The organism is Ferrimicrobium sp. (assembly GCA_022690815.1).
In the GTDB taxonomy this organism is placed as follows: Bacteria; Actinomycetota; Acidimicrobiia; order Acidimicrobiales; family Acidimicrobiaceae; genus Ferrimicrobium.
Map to the genome: position 1 here is coordinate 1 of JALCZJ010000042.1, position 18,212 is coordinate 18,212.

The 18,212-nt window shown below is 60.1% G+C and carries 17 protein-coding genes; 3 read left to right on the forward strand and 14 right to left on the reverse strand.

Annotation, left to right across the window (positions count from 1 at the left end):
- Window positions 1–178 precede the first annotated feature (178 nt).
- The 10 genes from MP439_10310 to MP439_10355 all read right to left on the reverse strand — a co-directional run bounded on the left by MP439_10310 (window position 179) and on the right by MP439_10355 (window position 10,396).
- Entirely contained in the window at window positions 179–1,180 is a 1,002-nt protein-coding gene (locus MP439_10310; protein MCI2976447.1) for an ion channel, read from the reverse strand.
- Window positions 1,181–1,228: 48 nt separating this feature from the next.
- Window positions 1,229–2,452 carry a type IV secretory system conjugative DNA transfer family protein gene (locus MP439_10315; GenBank protein MCI2976448.1) on the reverse strand — a complete coding sequence of 408 codons (1,224 nt, stop codon included), beginning with the start codon at window positions 2,450–2,452 and terminating at the stop codon, window positions 1,229–1,231.
- Between the two features lie 5 nt (window positions 2,453–2,457).
- Complete coding sequence (locus MP439_10320; protein MCI2976449.1) at window positions 2,458–3,588, reverse strand: CoA transferase; 1,131 nt, start codon at window positions 3,586–3,588, stop codon at window positions 2,458–2,460.
- 5 nt (window positions 3,589–3,593) lie between these two features.
- The gene (locus MP439_10325; GenBank protein MCI2976450.1) at window positions 3,594–4,454 is read right to left on the reverse strand and encodes an alpha/beta hydrolase; all 861 of its coding nucleotides are present in this window, start codon (window positions 4,452–4,454) and stop codon (window positions 3,594–3,596) included.
- A complete protein-coding gene (locus MP439_10330; GenBank protein MCI2976451.1) occupies window positions 4,447–5,253 on the reverse strand; it encodes a class I SAM-dependent methyltransferase in 807 nt (268 codons plus the stop codon). Before MP439_10330 ends, MP439_10325 begins: the two co-directional genes overlap by 8 nt.
- Window positions 5,250–5,942: a PH domain-containing protein gene (locus tag MP439_10335; GenBank protein ID MCI2976452.1), complete on the reverse strand. Its 693-nt coding sequence runs from the start codon at window positions 5,940–5,942 to the stop codon at window positions 5,250–5,252. The genes MP439_10330 and MP439_10335 overlap by 4 nt, the downstream gene beginning before the upstream one ends.
- A 9-nt stretch (window positions 5,943–5,951) precedes the next feature.
- Entirely contained in the window at window positions 5,952–7,076 is a 1,125-nt protein-coding gene (locus tag MP439_10340) for a hypothetical protein (protein MCI2976453.1), read from the reverse strand.
- A gap of 713 nt (window positions 7,077–7,789) precedes the next feature.
- Complete coding sequence (locus tag MP439_10345; GenBank protein MCI2976454.1) at window positions 7,790–9,379, reverse strand: Mur ligase family protein; 1,590 nt, start codon at window positions 9,377–9,379, stop codon at window positions 7,790–7,792.
- Window positions 9,380–9,400: 21 nt separating this feature from the next.
- Entirely contained in the window at window positions 9,401–10,051 is a 651-nt protein-coding gene (locus tag MP439_10350) for an alpha/beta hydrolase (GenBank protein ID MCI2976455.1), read from the reverse strand.
- Window positions 10,052–10,198: 147 nt separating this feature from the next.
- The gene (locus MP439_10355; protein MCI2976456.1) at window positions 10,199–10,396 is read right to left on the reverse strand and encodes a hypothetical protein; all 198 of its coding nucleotides are present in this window, start codon (window positions 10,394–10,396) and stop codon (window positions 10,199–10,201) included.
- Between the two features lie 585 nt (window positions 10,397–10,981).
- Here MP439_10355 and MP439_10360 point away from each other — a divergent pair.
- Window positions 10,982–11,212, forward strand: coding sequence for a hypothetical protein (locus MP439_10360; protein MCI2976457.1), 231 nt, complete (start codon window positions 10,982–10,984; stop codon window positions 11,210–11,212).
- Window positions 11,213–11,563: 351 nt separating this feature from the next.
- Here the strand turns inward: MP439_10360 and MP439_10365 are convergent, their stop codons facing one another.
- Together MP439_10365 and MP439_10370 are read right to left on the reverse strand one after the other, a co-directional pair.
- Window positions 11,564–12,892 (reverse strand): HRDC domain-containing protein, encoded by a 1,329-nt coding sequence (locus MP439_10365; GenBank protein MCI2976458.1) that lies wholly within the window; start codon window positions 12,890–12,892, stop codon window positions 11,564–11,566.
- Between the two features lie 20 nt (window positions 12,893–12,912).
- The gene (locus MP439_10370) at window positions 12,913–13,434 is read right to left on the reverse strand and encodes a flavin reductase family protein (GenBank protein MCI2976459.1); all 522 of its coding nucleotides are present in this window, start codon (window positions 13,432–13,434) and stop codon (window positions 12,913–12,915) included.
- Between MP439_10370 and MP439_10375 the strand changes: the two genes are divergently transcribed.
- Window positions 13,433–13,873 (forward strand): HIT family protein, encoded by a 441-nt coding sequence (locus MP439_10375; GenBank protein MCI2976460.1) that lies wholly within the window; start codon window positions 13,433–13,435, stop codon window positions 13,871–13,873. The two genes, MP439_10370 and MP439_10375, sit on opposite strands and share 2 nt — an antisense overlap.
- Here the strand turns inward: MP439_10375 and tyrS are convergent.
- Both tyrS and MP439_10385 read right to left on the reverse strand, forming a co-directional pair.
- On the reverse strand, window positions 13,828–15,111 hold the full coding sequence (gene tyrS, locus MP439_10380) for a tyrosine--tRNA ligase (GenBank protein ID MCI2976461.1): 1,284 nt from the start codon (window positions 15,109–15,111) through the stop codon (window positions 13,828–13,830). The genes MP439_10375 and tyrS overlap by 46 nt on opposite strands.
- Before the next feature lie 123 nt (window positions 15,112–15,234).
- Entirely contained in the window at window positions 15,235–17,133 is a 1,899-nt protein-coding gene (locus MP439_10385) for a hypothetical protein (GenBank protein MCI2976462.1), read from the reverse strand.
- Here MP439_10385 and MP439_10390 point away from each other — a divergent pair.
- Entirely contained in the window at window positions 17,112–17,951 is an 840-nt protein-coding gene (locus MP439_10390; protein MCI2976463.1) for an alpha/beta fold hydrolase, read from the forward strand. The two genes, MP439_10385 and MP439_10390, sit on opposite strands and share 22 nt — an antisense overlap.
- Window positions 17,952–18,212: the final 261 nt, after the last annotated feature.

The window sequence follows — 18,212 nt, forward strand, 5'->3', positions numbered from 1 at the left end:
GGTGTAGTGTCACTGAGTGGACTCTAAGCTCCTGTGCCACAACCCAATAGGTACTGACCTTGTTCTAGCGACATGATGGCAAACTATGTTCAAGAGTGATCAACGTAGCCGTATCAGTAGCGTGCCCTACTCTGCATAGCCAGGTGTTCACCACGGCGCGTCAAGCGAGCGCTGCTTCTTACCCGTTGGGGACAGGCTCATCTCTCGCTGGCTTATGGCGGCTTGAATCCTCGCGACGCCGCAGCACGAGAATGGCATCACCGGCTTCGATGATGGGATCGGAGGAGACCCCCATGTGGATCTGCCCCTCTTTGACGACGCCAAGCAGCAATCCAGGTTCAATCGATCGCGCGCTGCTCAGCGTCTTGCCGATGAGCTCGGCTGGGGGATCAAACTCACGAAAAACCATCTCCGGTGAGCGGACCATCTCCAGCAAAAGATCACCTGCATGCGGGGTCTCAATGCTCTTGGCCAACGTGTGCCCCAACAGATCCTCCACCGACACGGTTGTTTCGACACCGAGGTCGGTCAGCGCAGTGGCGATTCTGGCTGAGTTGGCCACCGCGATCAGCGGGACCGTGGGCGCCAGGTGGCGCAACATCACAGCGACCAAGAGCGCATCCTTCTCGTCTTCGACCGCGATCAAGAGTCGCGAGGCGCGCTCTGGCTCCGAACGGCGCAACACAGACTCAAGGGTCGGGTCCCCTTTGATGGTCTCGACCGTCGCTGGGAGACTCTCGAGGTTGCTCTCGGCGATCACGACCACGCGTTCCCCGGTTCTCGCAACCTCATCGGCGATTTTTCGGACAGCGTCGTGCATGCCGTAGATGGCAACGAAACTCCCTCGTGGTGGCCCCTCTCGCATGTGCAAGAGCTTAGCGAGCCGTGCCGCGGTCAACGTTGCCGCCAAAAAGGCAAAGGCGGCACCAAAGAGGGGGATGGAGGTGACCATGACCAAGATGGCGATCACACGACCCACGGTGTTGTGTGGGGTGACATCGCCGTAGCCAACCGTCGTCGCCGTGGTGATAGCCCAATAGAGACCGATTCCAACGCTAACGTGCTGGGTCGCCGCGAAGGCGATGGCCCCGACCACGATGCAAGCAACCGAAGCTACCAGCAGGGTGATCACCTGGCTGCGCTTTACCCTGGTTAACAAGATGGTGACAAGCGTTGGCATTGCAGCCACAGCCTACCAGTAGTGATCTGGGTCGGCGATGTCGCTCGATCATTCCTGTTGAAACCAGAAATCTGGCGTCAGTTGTACCCTCCCCGAACCCCCGCGAAGGTCAAGCACCGCGCCTTCAAAGGCCCCCAGTCCGCGTAGCTCCCCGCGCCCAAACAGCGGACGGCCCACCCGATGGGTACTCGTCGTGACCCGCCATAGTCCACCCCGTTGCCAGCCAACCTCGGGGTGATCCACGGAGCCAAAGAGCTCCTCCAACATCCGCAGCGTCTCGACATCACCGATGCCACCGAGTACCACCGTCGTGCCAAACAGCGTCAGCAGGCCACGCATCAGCTCTGGCCAGCGCAGCCGTGCCTGGGACAGATCTTGGAGTGCGCCGAGCAGATAGACCCCCTGGGAGACACCCTCAGAGAGCAGCGAGCCAAGCGAGGGTAAGGGCGCGATGTTGGCCATCTCGTCAAGAATCAGTGCCACCATCGGATGCGCATCGACGGCCGCCGCCCGGTATGCGGCCCGACGGATCTCGTCGATTAAGGCGACCACGACGGGTGCGACCACCGTCTGCACCAACGCCGGAGAGACGATGAGTAAGACATCGTTGCTGATGACGAACCTAGAAGGGTCAAACAGCTCCCCAACATCAGAATCCCCAAAGCGATAGGCCGCCAGCGCCCCAGAGGCCGAGGAGATGATCGCCGAGCGCTCCCGCGCCTCGCTGGCCAGCACCCCCTGGAGCACCTCCAACGCGCGTTCAGCGCCGTTGAACTGCAGGGTGTCGATGGCCTCGGCGAAATCACGTCGATCGACCCAGCCGGCCACCACACTCGCCGGGACCTCCAAGAGATGGGCTGCATGCAACAACGGGGCCAGTAGCGCCTTTGCCCGATCAACCCAGTGACGGTCTGAACCGCTCGAACCCCCAAGAGCAACGGAGACAAACCCCTCCGCAACCAGCACCGCCTCCTCGAAGGTGCTCGCCCCGACAACTGGAGACCACACCGCACGCTGGGCGTCCTCATTGAGTGGTATCTCGTGGCTCGGATCAAAGACCCAGATCGTACCGAGCTCAACCCGTCGCTGGCGAATCGCATCGAGGATGTCGTTCTTGGTCGAGGTGACCACCACCGCGCCGGGAAAGAGTCGGGCGTTCGGGATCACCAACGAGGAGGTCTTCCCAGACCGCGGAGGACCCAGGACCAGCAGATGGGAGCGCTCGGAGGTAAAGTACGGTGCCCCATCGCCCCTGCGCCCGAGATAGAACATTTGGCCTACTCGATGACCAGCCCTTGTGCTACGAGTGACTCGACGTCGTCGCTGTTGAGACCGATTTCGTCAAGAATGCCACGAGTGTCGTAGCGCAACTGGGTTGCAGTTGGTTGATGCTCATTGGTATGCAGTCCAAACCGCGGTGCCGGGGCAGGCTGGGTCATGGAACCCACCGCCTGGAAACTCGAGCGGGCCTCGTGGAAGGGGTGCCGCAAGGATTCGGCCATAGTCAAGACAGGGGTGACGCACGCGTCAGAGTCTTGAAAGATCTGCTCCCACGCAGCTCGGTTGCGGCCAAGAAACTTCGTCTCAAAGGCGACCTGCATCTCGGGCCAGAGACGATGATCGTACTGGTTCTGAGCATTGAATCGGTCTCCGAGACCAAGACGGGTGACGAGCTCGTCGAAGAACTGGGGCTCAAGCGCACCTACAGCCATCCAACGATCATCCGCCGTCCGATAGGTTCGGTAGAAGGGCGCTCCCCCATCGAGAAGATTGCGGCCAGCGGGATTGGACCACTGCCCCTCTTGGAACATGGAGTAAATCATGGTCATCAACAACAACGACCCATCGACCATGGCAGCATCAACCACTTGACCTTGTCCGGTTCGATGCGACTCGATGAGCGCCGCCAGCACGCCAGCCACGAGCAACATCCCGCCTCCACCAAAGTCCCCGACCAGGTTCAGCGGGATCGCAGGACCGCGCGACTCATCCCCGACGGAGCCGAGCACGCCAGCCATGGAGATGTAGTTGATGTCATGGCCTGAGTGGGCTGCCTTCGGCCCATCCTGGCCCCAGCCGGTCATCCGCCCGTAGACAATCCGGGGGTTGTGCGCCATCACCTCAGCCGGGCCCAAACCCAAGCGCTCCATCACGCCTGGACGAAATCCCTCAATGAGGATCGATGAGCGATCGATAATTTGCATGATGACCTCGGTCGCACCAGGCTTTTTCGCATCGATGGCGATCGCTCGTTTTCCCCTCCCCATGAGGTCGGCACCGATCCCAGGACGCTTGGGTGGGTCGATCCGAATGACCGTGGCACCAAGGTCGGCCAGCACCATACCAGCGAAGGGTGCTGGGCCGATGCCCGCCATCTCGATAACTCTGATACCTTGGAGTGGTCCCACCTGCGTTAGTCCTTTGCCCTTTGAATCGTCGTCAACAGCTCTGGAGCCAGCCTATCCCAGCACCATGTGGGCAGATCATGACCGAGCCCACCGAAGAGCAGCAGGCGTGCTTCCTTTAAGACACGGAAGGTATCAAAACCACCCGAGACGTCTACCAGTGGATCGATCGTCCCGTGCACCACCAACGCGGGCAAGCCATCGAGGGCCGCCAACGCCGAGGAGCGGTCCCCAGAGGCAAGGATGGCCCCAAGCTGACGGACGCTCGCATACGGATCGTCGGTCCCAGCCGCGGCGAGTCGCTCAGCACCACGGGAGATGCGATCCAGAATCGCCTGTCGCTCTGTGGCTGAGCGTGGGCACGCAACCACCACCTCGAGCGGTTCAGCAGGATTTGGGTTCAGCAACGCCGCCAGTGCAAGCTCACTCGGGCCGCCGACACCCCTACGACCGGTGGTTCCGAGCATCGAAACGATTGAACGCACGCGCGTTGGTTGGGCAAGGAGGAACTGTTGGGCCACCATCGCACCCATCGAGACGCCGACAAGATGCACACGATCGATCCCAAGTTGATCGAGCAGCTCCAACAGGTCGTCGGCCATATCCGCCAAGGTGTAGGGAGCGAGCTCGTGCCTACCGATGGAGATCGAGAGGATGTCCGGAGCACCAGCCTCACTGAGATGTGTTGAACGCCCGCTATCACGCTGATCGTAGATCAACACCCGAAAACCGGCCGAGACCAGGACGTCAATCGACGACTTGGGCCAGTCGGTCAATTGCCCACCAAGGCCATGGATCATGACGACGGCGGGAGCATCCTCGGCTCCATAGAGCTCGTGCCAGAGCGCGATCTTGCGCAGCTCAGGCATCGCCGAGCTCACAGACCAGCGTCACGGCAGGATTCGCCAGGGTCAGACCCTCCGCGAGCGCTGCCTGAATGCGCGGGTCATCATCAGGTCCTAGGCAGAGCCTGCGTCGGACAGAGATGATCCGCCGGGCCGGGTCCTCAACACGCGCAAGCGATGGACCAACCAGAACACGTGGCGTCACCCCGAGCATCTCGAGGGCCTCAATCACGTCGGCAGCACTCGGTGTTGAGGGCCGTTCGATTTGATGAAACCGCTGCCACAGGAGGCTGAGGCCATAATGGGGATGGTGCAGCGTCATCTCTAGAACCACACCCACTCGAGCGTGATTGAGCAGTCCCGTCAAAAAGCCAAAAAGATCATCGATGTTGTAGATAACATTCTGCGAGGTGACGACGTCGTATCGCCCGAGCCCTGGCTCGAGGTCGAAGAAGTCCCCAACTCGCGTCTCAACGATCATCTCTGGCACCGCTTCGCTCTCGAGTGCAAGCACCTCGAGCATGGCCGCATTCTGATCGAGCGCCAACAGCGAGTGTACCGAGGGGGCGATCGGCAACACACCAGCCCCCGCTCCCGCTCCGACGTCGAGAACACTGCGGTCGCTGGAGCGATCAAGCAGTGCAAGAATCGCATGTTGGGTATGGTTGAGGGTCTCATCCATCCGGGGTCGAAAGGCGTTTGGGTCAAAGGACCACGGAGACTCAGGTGCTGACGCAAGGACCTCTTGGGGAATAGCCCAATCTGCCAGGTTGCTCGACCAGCGGCTCGCAAGAGCCTGACGTGCAGGCTCAGACGCTATCACATCGTACTCCTTGGATCGTCTTCGGTCTCGCGCAAGAGCGAGGCCTTTGCTTGTTCAAACTCCTGCAGACTAAGAAATCCACCAGCGTGAAGAATCGCCAGGCGCTCGAGCCGGCTCAACCGATCGCTCCCCTCTCCCGAGTTCACGACGGGTGGTGCCCCACCAAAACGTTGACGATCTTCGAGGCCAGCCAAGAGCTGACGGAGTCGCACCGGGTTCGGGATGAAGGTCACCAGCTCGTCACCGAGTGCATTACCGGAGTCGATCTTCAGGCGACCGAAGTGCAGCATGCGCCCGATGATACCCTGCTCGGTCGTGATGTCGTTGACGTGACGAAGCGGGATCTCGCTGGTACGACGCAACAGCACCCCGCGAGAGAAGCGCACCCGCCGATCGGTCACCACCAACATCTCCACGTACCACTGCAAACCACGAAACACCATGTTGACGACCGCCACGGCCAAAATAATAAGACCCAACAAGCTCAACAGCGCGTAGTTAAAGGTCGTCAAAACGATGGCGATCACACTGGCTGCCACGAACGTCGCCGCTGGTCCTAACACCAACCACCAGTGGGGATGAATAACCGCGACGAGCCGCTCGTCCGGATCGAGCATGGCGCCAACCACCCGCTGCGTGCGGCCAGAGAGCTGCCCCAGGCTTGGGGTCATCGGCTCGGGTGCAGCCATCGATGGCACCTAGGCGAGCTTCTGAGCGATGGTGGCCGCCGACTGGAGTACGCTACCATCGGCCCCTTGGGTCACCGGTAGATAGGTTGGGCGCTCGCGCGCCTCAGCAACGTCATTGGCCAACTGCTCTGCCAGCGTCTCCTTGGGCTCGATGAAAAGGTAATGCGAGAGCGACCCAGGGATGGTATTGACCTCGTTCAAGAAGAGCTCGCCGGCATCGTTGGCGAGGAAATCGATCCTTGCAACCCCACGTGCCTGTATCAGTGTAGCCGTTCGTGTCGCAATGTCGCGAATCTGATCGGCAAGCTCCGGCTTGATCAGCGCGGGCAACTCTCGTGGGGCTGATGCCATCCCGGTGCCCGGCTGGTACTTATCCGAGTAGCTCAGAATCGAAGCCGTCTTCTCCGAGCGCTTGGGTCGCTCGATGGCAGAGAGGGTGAGCCGAGGATAGCTTCGAACGGCGATCTGCAAGTCGTAAAGATCCTCTCGAAACGGCTCAACGACCGCTCCGTCGCGCAAATGCACCGAGCTACGGACCCGCTCTCTCAGCGTTGCAAGGTCGCGCACGACCTCGATACCGATCGAAGAGCCACCATAACGTGGCTTGACGATGTAGGGCCCATCAAAACCGATCTCTCCCTCAGCGGTCGCCCTCGGCAATGCAGGAAGGCCAGCCGCCGACGCCAGCGCGGCAAAACTCAGCTTGTCCATGCCGAGCGCTGCGGTCGCCGCCGACGGACCGGTGTAGCGCAACCCAGCAAGATCCATAGCTGCTTGGATGGCTCCATCCTCTCCTGGGCCACCATGACAACAGTTGACGACCACCTCTATGGGTAGCAACTCCAGCTTTGGACGCAACCCAGAACTCAGGCTTCCAAATCCGGCCTTAAGGCCGCTCATGAGCATCAATGGCTCGGCACCTGCGGGCACCCCTTGAGCAAACGCTGGCGCCTCGAGCGTGGGGGGTACACGGAAAAATTCACCGGTCTTTGACCAGTAGATCCCAACGACCGATCCTGGGCCTTGTACCAATGCACGAGCCGCCTGGAGGCCGGTGAGAATCGAGATATCGTGTTCAGGTGAGGGTCCTCCAAAGAGAACCGCGGTCATCATCTCCATAACAACTCCACTCATCCCACGACCGTCAACGCGAGACGGTCGAGCAAACTTCGACTGTGTTGTCGGCTCGATCACCGACCTTCTTGCTCGTTATGCTAACCACTGTTCTCGCCGACGAGCAACACCGTCAACTCACTGCGAGCGCCAGTAGCTTTCATAACGGCCTAACGCAATAACTTTATCATGTCGCTCGCACCGAGCCGAAACAGACCATTGTCGATTCACGACACCTTCCTGCATCGGAGCAGTAGCTAATCGAGGCGGGCTGGATTGAGGAGGCCTCGTCACCCGGTGAACCCAGTACGCCATGGTTGACAACGCCGAACGATAGTGGCGCCTACCGCCCAGATCCACGGGCACGTCTGCGCCAGGAACCTTGCAGTGGATCATTCCAACGCAGAATAATCGGCTTATCCTCCGCAGGGGCAGAACCGCTTCGGATCTGGGCCACTTGCCTTGCACCAATCACCACATCGCGTCGACCTTCGAGCCTTCTCATCGCACGAACTTGTGGGCACGGCACGCCTCTCTTCAAAACGATGGGGGGTTCTTAGCTCCATCACTCGCACAACACCCACCCGACAGCTTGGCGCAAGTCGATGACCAAACACGAGTGAGCGACACCTAGCACGATCACCCACAACCAAGGAGACCTACCTTGCTGGAGAACCCCCAGGTAAGGAGCATCCACGATAACGTCCGACCACAAAGACCGAATTCAACTCTAGCTACGGATAATGATCAGGCAAGTCGTTCTCATAGAGGACAACATCACCGGCCTTGGCACTACGTTTCACGTGGGCAATCGCGCTTGCTCGATCCTTGACGGTAATCACGGTCGCCAATCGACTCTGCGTCGACTCCGCCTGGGCCTCAGCAGCTCCCCCGACCAACGCCGCCCGGTTCGTCGCCCCGACAACGATGAGCTGATGAGCAACCACACCGACCGCTTTGCCGAGCGAGTAATTCTCAGGATATTGTCGCTTACCCAGCTCAACCATCCCTGGCGTCACGACGAACTTGGTCGCGGTCTCAGACCCTCGCCGTTCAAGCGCTGCAAGAGCCCTACGGGCCCCGGCCGGATTGGAGTTGTAGGTATCGTCGAGCACCTCGATACCGCTTTCGGGCACAACCGCCGTGACCAAACGATTCGCTGGTGACGTCACCAACCCGAGTCGATCTCCGATCGCCTTGGGCGTGACACCGCACTCGAGAGCAGCCGCTATCGCACAAGCGAGGTTCGTGGGCGCGATATCACCGGCCTCGATCTTGGTCAACTTCGAACCGGCCAGATAGATCACCAGCTCGCCCTCTTCGTTGGGTTTTACCGTCACATCAACATCGAGTGCGATGGACGAGACTTTGATGATTCGGCGTTGGGTGGCGCTCCCAGCAAGCGCCTTTGCTGCCAACGCCAGCCGTGGGTAGTCGACGTTTATGATCACCACCGAGGCTTGCTCGGTAATCTCAAGCTTGGCACGGAGGATCGAGGCCTCGGAGCCGAAGCGCTCGAGATGGACGGGACCAAGTGCGGTGATGACCGCAATCTCGGGTGGAACCCACGCACAGAGTGCAGCGATCTCACCGGGCCCAAACGTGCCCATCTCCGCGATAAACACCTCGGTGCCAGGCACCAGACGTTCGTTGATCGCGCGGGCAAGGCCACCTCGGTTGTTAAAGGACGCCGGGGAGGCGACGGCTCGTACCGAGCCTTCGAGCAGGGTTGCCAAGTAATTCTTGGTCGTCGTCTTGCCGAACGAGCCGGTGATCCCAACGACGCGTGGTCGCACCCGTAGCAGTCGTTCGGTCGCATCGTCAACGTAGCGTTGCAGGAATCGATCCTCAAGGGGTTGGGTCACAACCAGGGCCAGCTCGACCACCGCTGGCGCGAGGTAGCCAGCCGCGAGCGCAAAAGCCAGTGGGAACCCGACCAACCAGCCGATCAGCGTCGCGACAACATCGATAATCCCGATGGTCACCAACAGTCGTTTCACTCTGGTGGTCAGGGCGAGTTTCGAGGTGCGTCCACGAAAGCCAAGCCCAACGGGAGCTAACGCCAGACAGATTACGAGAACGGCTGCAACAATAAGGTGGCCAAGTGTGCCGAGCGCGGTGACAAAACCGCCGACCACCAGCACGAACCCGATCACCAACAAGGCCTGGTTCACAAAAGACGCCCGATACCAGAGGGTAAAGAAGATCCCGATACGTCCTGGCAAGTAGTGCTCTCGTTGGGCAACACGCACCCACTTGATTGCCCCAGCCTGGGCCAGAATCCCAAGCACGACGGCCACTACGACGGCAAGCTCTCGCCCCATTGCTTCGGCCAACCTCCCGGACTAAGACTCATCTACTCTAGCAGCGATCAGGTTGGCGATCGACTCAGGATCCTCGATCGGCACGAGATGATGGACACCATCGAGCACCTGCAGCGTCGCGTGCGGGTTCGCGGCCTCCGCTTGGCGAGCCAACGCAACCGGGCACGCCTGGTCGAGGGAACCCCACAGCATGTTGACTGGGCGTTCGATCTTCTTGAGGCTTTCAAGATGCTCCTCATTAACGACCTTGACAAAGATCTCACGCATGATGCCGTCGGCATTGCGGTAGTCATCCGATCCGTACTTATGGCGTGCCTTCTCCAGTCGAGCCTGTGAGACCACGCCAGCGCCAGCCAATGCCCGCACGAGCCGGTAAGCAAACGGCGACTTGGCTTGATTGGTTGGCTTGATGATTGGGACACCAACGAGCACGACCTCATCGACAAGCTCGGGAGCAACGACACCAGCCAGCTCAATCGCCACCCTGCCACCAAAGGAGTGTCCGACAACGACGATGCGGCCAAGGTTGACCTGGCGACGCCAGACACGGATCACGCCGGCAACAGCCTCGGCATAACCCTGGCTACCGATCGCAATCGCAGGCGCAACCGACTCGCCAAAACCCGGCAGGTCAAGGGCTAAAACGGAGATGCGGTCATCGAGACTTCGAATGACACGAGACCAGTCGTTGTGGTCGCGTCGCCAACCATGAAGGAAGACAACACCCGATTGACCTGCATCACGTGACTGCCCAACGACACCCGGAACCGCCGATGACGGCTGAGTGAAGGTAGTAGTAAAGAACGCAGCGGTGACGGCTCATTCCTCCGAATCGTCGTCGTACCCGTACGTCGATGACGCAGCCTGAAGCTCGTCATCGTCTAAGTAGGCCATGCACCACTGGGCGTGGCCATGAACCGAATCGCCTCCGCATTCCTCACAACGAATGAGTGGAACGGGAATGCCCTGCTTTGCCTTTCGCGCCTCTTCGTACCGGCGATGACGACCCTTTTTCACGCGCTGCTCCCACTCAATCTGACGAGACCCATTATCTTTCCTCGCACGTCCAATAGCCAGTTTAGCGATCCCTGCCTTGGGAATCTCCAGCTACTAGGGCAAAACGCCTGACAGCTAGGATAGATTCCAAGACAAGGCATGTCTGTGCCGCTAGCCCCGCCCCGGCAAGCCGGCCCGGCTGGGGCTTGACCATGAAAATCGGCCAACAGCGTCGTGAATGGAGGCGAGCCCCCAGGTTGTAGCTATCGGGTTTGAGTCATCGAGTTCAGGCTGTTGGGTTCGGGCTGTTGGGAAGGCCCCAACCAAAGAGGGTCCGGGTGACCCGGGTCCTGGCAGGTTCACAACGCACACCAAGATCACGGACTCGCCGGCAGCAAGAATAGGATGGAACAATAGTTTGATCCCGAGTTGACGACGTTGACCCGGTCCGGCCAAACCAGCTCGACGTGTCGAGACACCGTACGAGGAGCGAGACCCTTTGGTTCAGGACAAGGTGAATTCGGGCCAAGGTGAATTCGGGCCAAGGTGAATTCGGGCCAAGGTGAGTTCATAACAAGAGACGTTCGATTCCAAGAAGGAGCATCGATGGCAGACACATTCGATCCACAAGAGATGATCGAGCGCTTCCAGCGCCGAGCAGCGGCCGTCAAGTCTCGGCCCATTCCACCGGTAGAAGGGAGCGAACGGGCAAAGTTCGTCGAACAGGCGTCGATCGACTACTTCGACTATGCCGTCATTGGCGATGCAGTAGCCAAGCTCGAGGATGGAATCCTCACGCTCACCATCGATCTACGGCCCTCCGAGGCAGAGAGCTAGGCTCCCCGGAGGCAGAGAGCTAGGCTCCCCGGAGGCAGAGAGCTAGGCTCCCCGGAGGCAGAGAGCTAGGCTCCCGGAGGCAGAGCATTGGGCCGCCCCCGGTACTGAGCCAAGATCGCACGCCCGGCGGACGAAGCCGACTCGGTTGCCCACGTCCGGGTCCTTTTGGAGCCCGGTGATTACCAGTTAGCGGGCACATACAGATGGTTAACAAGTGGCACCAAGCACGCACTGGCCCAAGCGGTGAGTATCTCATCACCGGTTTGCAAAACCAGCCCAAGCGCAGAAACGATCCGATGTGTGTTCGCACAGTTGACTCTGGTTCGAGACGCCGACTGTCGGTTCATCCGATCAACGGTCGCGCATCGAAGAGCCGGTCGGGTCGTCCTCAGGTGACTGGGAAATCGCGTCACACAACCCCATCAAGAGGCGTTCACCATCGCTGACTTGAACACTGCGCTCACCTGCGAGCAGTGCGCCAAGCTCGGCTCCACACACCTCATAGCGCCAACCTCGCGACAGCCCGCCACGACGACGCACGACAAAATCAACGATGTCGTCCCGTGCAGCGATCAGTGATGCGTCAAGATCAAGCTCGAGGGCTGTGGCCTGGACAACCGAGGCAGCAAGCAAGACGATAGGAGCAAGTTCTGGACGCATAGTTGCTGAAATCGCCAGCTCTGCCGTTGCAGTTCCAATCGGCTGGTCACTCGCGACAAGCTCGAGAAGACAAGCGATGGTCTCCGTACCCATCCGACGCGAATCGACCCCGCGCAGGCGCTCAAACTCGGAGCGTGACCGTGGTCTGGCGCGAGCGATCGAGGCGATGGCGAGATCTGAGAGAATTGATCGTGCAGGCACATCACGGACCCTGGCTTGCTCCTCACGCCAAGCGGCAATCCGTGCAGCAACCCGACGCTGTCCCTCATCGTCGAGCGTGCGACACTCACGGATGCGGGTCCAGGCCAGCTCGACAGGAGTCTCGGAACGGCGCCGACGCACGACTGCCTCCATCTCCTCGAGTGCCCAGGTCCCTCGACCCAGTACTTCAAGATCCACCACAATGCGACGCTCAAGCTCTTCAAGATACAGGACGTCGGTCGCCGCGTAATCGATCTGCTCAGGGCTGAGTGGTCGCGCCATCCAATCCGAGAGCCGGGCTCCCTTCGCAATGGTCACCTGGAGAAACTGATGCAAAAGTGCGCCGAGTGAGGCGTGGCTCATCCCGAGAAAACCGGCAGCCACTTGGGTATCGAAGAGTCGAACCGGCCGAGCACCCACTGCGCGTTCAAGAATCTCAAGATCCTGCTCACTGGCGTGGAAAACAAACTTAATGGTCTCGTCGAAGAAGATCTCGGCCAATGGGCTTAGATCGAGCTCCAGTGGGTCGATCAGAAAAATGAAGTCCCCCACCCGCATCTGAACGAGTGCAAGCTTGGGGTAATAGCTACGCTCGCGATGGAATTCGGTGTCAACCGCAACCGAACCGGTGGCCTTGGCCTCCTCGACAACCTGGGCGAGGTCGGCATCGGTGGCGACCCAGCGCAGTCGGATTCCCTCGCGATGAACCAGCGCTGCCCTCAGATCCGGGGTCAGCACCTCCTTGATCGTCGAGTCAGCACCGTCGCCACCGAGTCCATCACCAACCACCGCATCGCGAAAGCGTCTAGAGCGCTCCAAACTGCCCCTTTTCTCCGTCGCTAGCCACCGTAGCGCATCCGAGTATCCGACATCGACAGCACCTTCGTCCATTGCGAAGGTGTCTTCGTTGTGACCATGCTATCGACCGAAGTGACAACGAGCCAATGGCTCTCCAGCGCTATGGTCGAGTACACCCTCCCAATCAGCATGCCAAGGGCATCGCATGGCATCACCAAACCCGACTCAGCGTGACGAACAATGGAAACGCCACTGGCGCGGGTATCGTCTTGGTCTTCGAACACGGGTGGCTTTGCAAACTTGCGCGCCAAGGGAGCTTGGGACGCCTCTAGCAAGACAAGCCCGACGGGACTCAACGGAGCCAGGAACCCCAACGCGATCGCGCCTTCTTCAATCGACATCGCGAGCCTACGTGGATGCTTGGCAGCCTGCATGACCAATGAGATCGTCATGAGATGCGTCCGTGATCCATCTGAAAGGCTGAGCAAATAGAGTCCCGACGTCATCGCCCACAGTGCGCTGCGCAACTGGGCATCGTCGCTCGTCGCTACAATCTCAGACATGTCCTGCCCGTTCTGCGATCTGATCGCAAATCCTGACGATCCCCACGTCGTCGCCATCAATACCGACACAGCGGTACTGCTCGACCATGCTCCGGTCTTCTTGGGGCACGCCCTGGTGGTTCCGAGGACCCATGTGGAGCACTTGTTGGTTGCGCCACCCGACCTCGCAGCACTGGTCATGACCGACACCCAGGCGACGGCTAGGGCGATGATGGAGGCCTATCAGGCAGAGGGGGTTCTCACCCTCGCTAACACCATCATCTCGCAGTCGGTACCACATCTCCACGTTCATGTTATTCCCAGACGGCGAGGAGACGGCCTTCGTGGCTTTCTCTGGCCTCGACAGCGCTACGGCTCATCGGTCGTGCTGGCCGAGTATCGAGACCGACTGCGTCATGCGCTCGCGACCGATGAATCAATCACCCGGACGAGGCAGTAGTCCTTTTTCCCACGACGCAACACGATCAGGCGACCGTCGACCAGCAGCTCGGTGGTGATGAGAATACTCTCGCGCTGGGGCACGCCGTTCAGGTAGAGGCCACCCTGGGCCAAGATGCGCCGCAGCTGTGACTTGGATGCAAACAGCGGAGTCTGTGCAACGAGTTCGACCAGATCGATCCCCCCCTCAAAAGCGCTGGCCTCGATCTCGAGGGTCGGAGCCTCGCCAAGCGCCTCCTCGAGGAGGTCTGGCGCGAGCGACTCAAGCTCGCCGGTAAAAAGCGAACGACTCGCCTTGTGTGCGCGCTCGGCTTCATCGGCTCCATGTACCAGCGAGACCAGCTCGAAGGCGAGGCGCTGGTGGGGATCCCGGCGCTCCGGGTGGGCAACAAAGGCATCTTCGAGCTCGGCGATCTCGCCAAGATCGAGGAAGGTGAACTGCTTGAGATAGGAGATCACCATGGAGTCATCCGAGCGCACGAGGAACTGATAGAGCTCATACGGTGAGGTCCGACGAGGATCAAGCCAGATCGCCCCACCGATCGACTTACCGAACTTGGTTCCATCAGCCTTGGTGATCAGCGGCCACGTAAGGCCGTAGGCTTCACGTTGGCTCACTCGACGGATCAGGTCGATCCCGGCGGTGATGTTGCCCCATTGATCGGAGCCACCGAGCTGAAGGGTGCACCCAAAGCGCTGGTTCAACTCCAAGAAGTCGATGGATTGGAGCACCATGTAGCTGAACTCAGTATACGAGATGCCATCGCTACCCAACCGGGTCTTGACCGAATCCTTGGCCAGCATCGTCGCCAGTGAGAAATGCTTGCCATAGTCGCGGAGATAGTCGATGAGATTCAGCTCAGAGAGCCACTCACGGTTGTCGACTACCATCCCAGCCGATGCCCCTTCAAAATCGATAAAGCGCTCGAGCTGGGCTCGGATCGCCTCGGTATTGCGGGTCAATGTCTCGTTGTCGAGGAGGGTTCGCTCGGTCGAGCGGCCCGAGGGATCCCCGATCATCCCTGTCCCACCACCGGCCACCATGATGGGGCGATGGCCCGCGAGCTGGAAGCGGCGCAGCATCATCAGTCCGAGGAGATTGCCAAGGTGCAACGAGTCGGCAGTCGGGTCGAACCCCACGTACAGCGAGAGGCGGTCGTGATCGACCCGGTCCGCAAGCTCTGGTGAACTCACTTGGTTGATGAGTCCTCGCTTGGTGAGATCCTCATAGAGTGCCACGCTGATTAGCTCCTTTTGTCGTTTCTATTGTTGGCGGTGTTGTCATTGACTGCGCCGTGCGTTGGGGAGGTCGTCACTTGCTTTAAACCTACACTCACGATGGACCTGCACCCACTATGGACCTCATCTCTCTCCAGTGGCCTCTCGGTACCGTCGGAGATCGGTGTCGATCCTGGCGTAAAGACTACCGAGCGAGCTATCACTCATGGACCGCGTCCCTTCAAAGACTGCAACCACAAAGGCTCCGGATCGCGCACTCTCGATTAGAGTGTCGAGCTCCTCAGCTCGCTTGAGCTGGACAACCTCCAAGCCAAAGCCGGCCAAGACCTCAGCCGGTCGAACACGGGGTGGCGTGACAAAATAGGCCGTCTGCACCGCTTCGGGGATCGTCGCTGCCGGCGGGACCTGATCGAAGATCAGACCTCCCTGGTTATCCAACACCACGATGAGGCCCTTCTCGGGCCAAGGGAGATGGATGAGGGAGCCAACATCATAGAGGGTCGCAAGATCCCCGATGAGCAGCGTCGCCAACTCCTCCGGCTGGGCATGGGCGAACCCTAAGTAGCTGGCGATCACGCCGTCGATGCCGTTGGCACCCCGGTTCATCCCGACGACGGGAGGATCCCTGTGATAGCCACGGAAGTGATCGAGATAGCGGATCGGCATCGATGCAGAGACAAACAGGCTTTCACGGCAGGCGAGGAGGCCATAGAGCCGGCGGGCACAGGCGATCTCGGTATCGGAGTGTTCGCGCACAAAGTCTTCGATTAGCCCATCGATGCGTCGATCGAGTCTTGCCAGTTCAGACGGTGCGGGCCTCGTGGTCCCGAGTTTGCCCGACCGATTTGCACCGGCGCGATCGGAGACACCCGACCGATCACTCTTAAGGCGCGCCATAGCCAGACGTAGCGTCGCCTCCACATTGACTACGTAGCTACCGGTCACGAATCGCCCAGGGTCACGGACGATGAATCGGTCGTTCATCGTGATCACCTCGCCACCGTTCGCTGCGATCGCTCGCAACGCCGCCATCGAACTCCGAGCCAGCGGGAAATCCCCAATCACCACCGCCAGATCTGGAAGATCGAGGTCGCCACGAGCCACGCTCTCAAGATGAATGACGGCCTGACGGTCGGATGGTAATTGACTACGTGCATCCACAATGAGTTCCCAACCCAGCCCCTCGCTGAGCGCGAGGGCTGCGAGGGCAACGCTGGCCTGATCGGAGCTGGCCTGATCGGAGCCGGCCTGATCTTCATTGGTTGGAATGAGTCCAGCACCCGCGTCACCGACACCACCTAAGAGTATCCAACCACATCGTCGTGGATCAAAGATCTGGGCCGCGACCACAGCATCGAGTGGCGCAAGGGCTGGTCGAGAAACGATCGGCCTCTGGGGGGAGGCACGCAACGACGCCTCCGTGACCCGATCAAGATCGCTTGGCTCCTGCCCGCGAGTCACGACACCAAGAAGAGGCTCCTCAATGCCGAGGTTGAGATGGACCGGTCCTGGTCCATCGGGAGCACCGATGAGTTCAAGCATGAGCTGTCGTGCAATCGAGGCAAGATCACCCCTGCCAAGCGAATCCCCCAGCTCGAGGGCGAGTGTCGTGCGGACGAATCCTGCAAGGGCTTGGAACTGATCGAGCGTCTGAGGGGCACCCACCCCCTTGAGCCGAGCAGGCCGATCGGCGGTTACCGCCAACAGGGGAAGCCCAGCCAGCGATGCCTCCGCAACCGCCGGTACCAGCTCGAGGCTTGCCGTTCCCGACGTCGTGACGACCATGACGGGTTCTCCCGTACGGCGAGTAACACCGAGGGCAAAGAAGGCAGCCCCCCGTTCGTCGAGGCACACGGTCACCTCCATCCGAGAGGTCGCCAACGCAACGGCGAGGGGTGTCGATCGTGAACCAGGGGCCAGCACCACCCGCCGGAGTCCCAGCCAGTTAAGCTGGTCCAACAGAATGGCAAAAAGATCTACGTTCGCCCCAAAGGACGCTGGTGTCGATACTGACGCTGTCACACACGCTCCTTAACTCCACGGTAGCGGCACTGCGGGTGCAAACCCGTGCATCCGATGGCGACGTTATCTGTCTCCATGGTTTTACCCAGAACCGATTCGCCATGGTGAACGCCCTGGTCGGTCCCCTAGCCCCCCACTACCGACGCATCTGGTTCATCGACTGCCCAGGGCATGGAGCAACGCCGGTCACCGACGACGACCCGATGAACTTCTTCGCAGCACTCGACGCCATTGGAGCCCAAGCCACCGAGTCAGCCAAACTCGACCTCATCGGTTACTCGATGGGAGCACGACTTGGCTTGTGGTTCATATCGCGTTACCCTGAACGCATCCGCCGCGCGGTCGTCGCCTCCGCCCACCTGGGCTATCAAGATGAGGATGCCCGTGCTGCGCGCATCGCTAGTGACGATGCCCTCGCCACTCGGCTTGAAGGGATCCCGTACACCGGTGGATTGGGCGTAGATAATCACGAGTTCGTAGCCTTCCTGCAGGAGTGGAACCAAGCACCACTTTTTGGACAGCGGGCACTCAGTGAAACCGATCTTCGATTGCGATTGGGAAACCATCCAGCGCGCCTCGGTGCCGCTCTGCGTAGCTATGGAACCGGCCAACAGCCGGACCTCACCGCCGACCTCGCTCGCACGACGACCCAGCTGCTCTACCTCTACGGGGAGCAAGACACCGCCTATGCCCAGATGGCCGACCGTGCTCGCCACCTCCCAAGCTGCGAGGTTCACATGATCGCCGATGCTGCCCATGATGTCCTCCACGACCAGCCGATCGAAGTTGGAACGATCATCGCCAGCTACCTCGCCTAAACCGAACTTACGACGGCCTCTACCCCCAAAAGCACGTGTGAACTGGGTATAGAGATAAGGGCTGCCTGAAAGTGTAGACACGAGTGCCTTGACAGGATCAAATTGCTGTGATGGCCAGAACACGTGAAACGCTGTAGCGGTGCCATGCATGTTGCCACTACTCGTCGCCAGCACAAAGACAAGATCTATGAGACCCATCTCCTTCGGCGCTCCTACCGCGAGGATGGCAAGGTAAAGAACGAGACGCTGGCGAATCTGTCC

Excerpts from the sequence above, each read along its gene's own strand:
- MP439_10315 (MCI2976448.1), bottom strand. The coding sequence starts at position 2,452 with ATGTTCTATCTCGGGCGCAGGGGCGATGGGGCACCGTACTTTACCTCC.
- MP439_10375 (MCI2976460.1), top strand. The coding sequence starts at position 13,433 with ATGTCCTGCCCGTTCTGCGATCTGATCGCAAATCCTGACGATCCCCAC.
- MP439_10370 (MCI2976459.1), bottom strand. The coding sequence starts at position 13,434 with ATGTCTGAGATTGTAGCGACGAGCGACGATGCCCAGTTGCGCAGCGCA.
- MP439_10335 (MCI2976452.1), bottom strand. The coding sequence starts at position 5,942 with ATGGCTGCACCCGAGCCGATGACCCCAAGCCTGGGGCAGCTCTCTGGC.
- MP439_10345 (MCI2976454.1), bottom strand. The coding sequence starts at position 9,379 with ATGGGGCGAGAGCTTGCCGTCGTAGTGGCCGTCGTGCTTGGGATTCTG.
- MP439_10325 (MCI2976450.1), bottom strand. The coding sequence starts at position 4,454 with ATGCCTGAGCTGCGCAAGATCGCGCTCTGGCACGAGCTCTATGGAGCC.
- MP439_10360 (MCI2976457.1), top strand. The coding sequence starts at position 10,982 with ATGGCAGACACATTCGATCCACAAGAGATGATCGAGCGCTTCCAGCGC.
- MP439_10310 (MCI2976447.1), bottom strand. The coding sequence starts at position 1,180 with ATGCCAACGCTTGTCACCATCTTGTTAACCAGGGTAAAGCGCAGCCAG.
- MP439_10340 (MCI2976453.1), bottom strand. The coding sequence starts at position 7,076 with ATGAGTGGAGTTGTTATGGAGATGATGACCGCGGTTCTCTTTGGAGGA.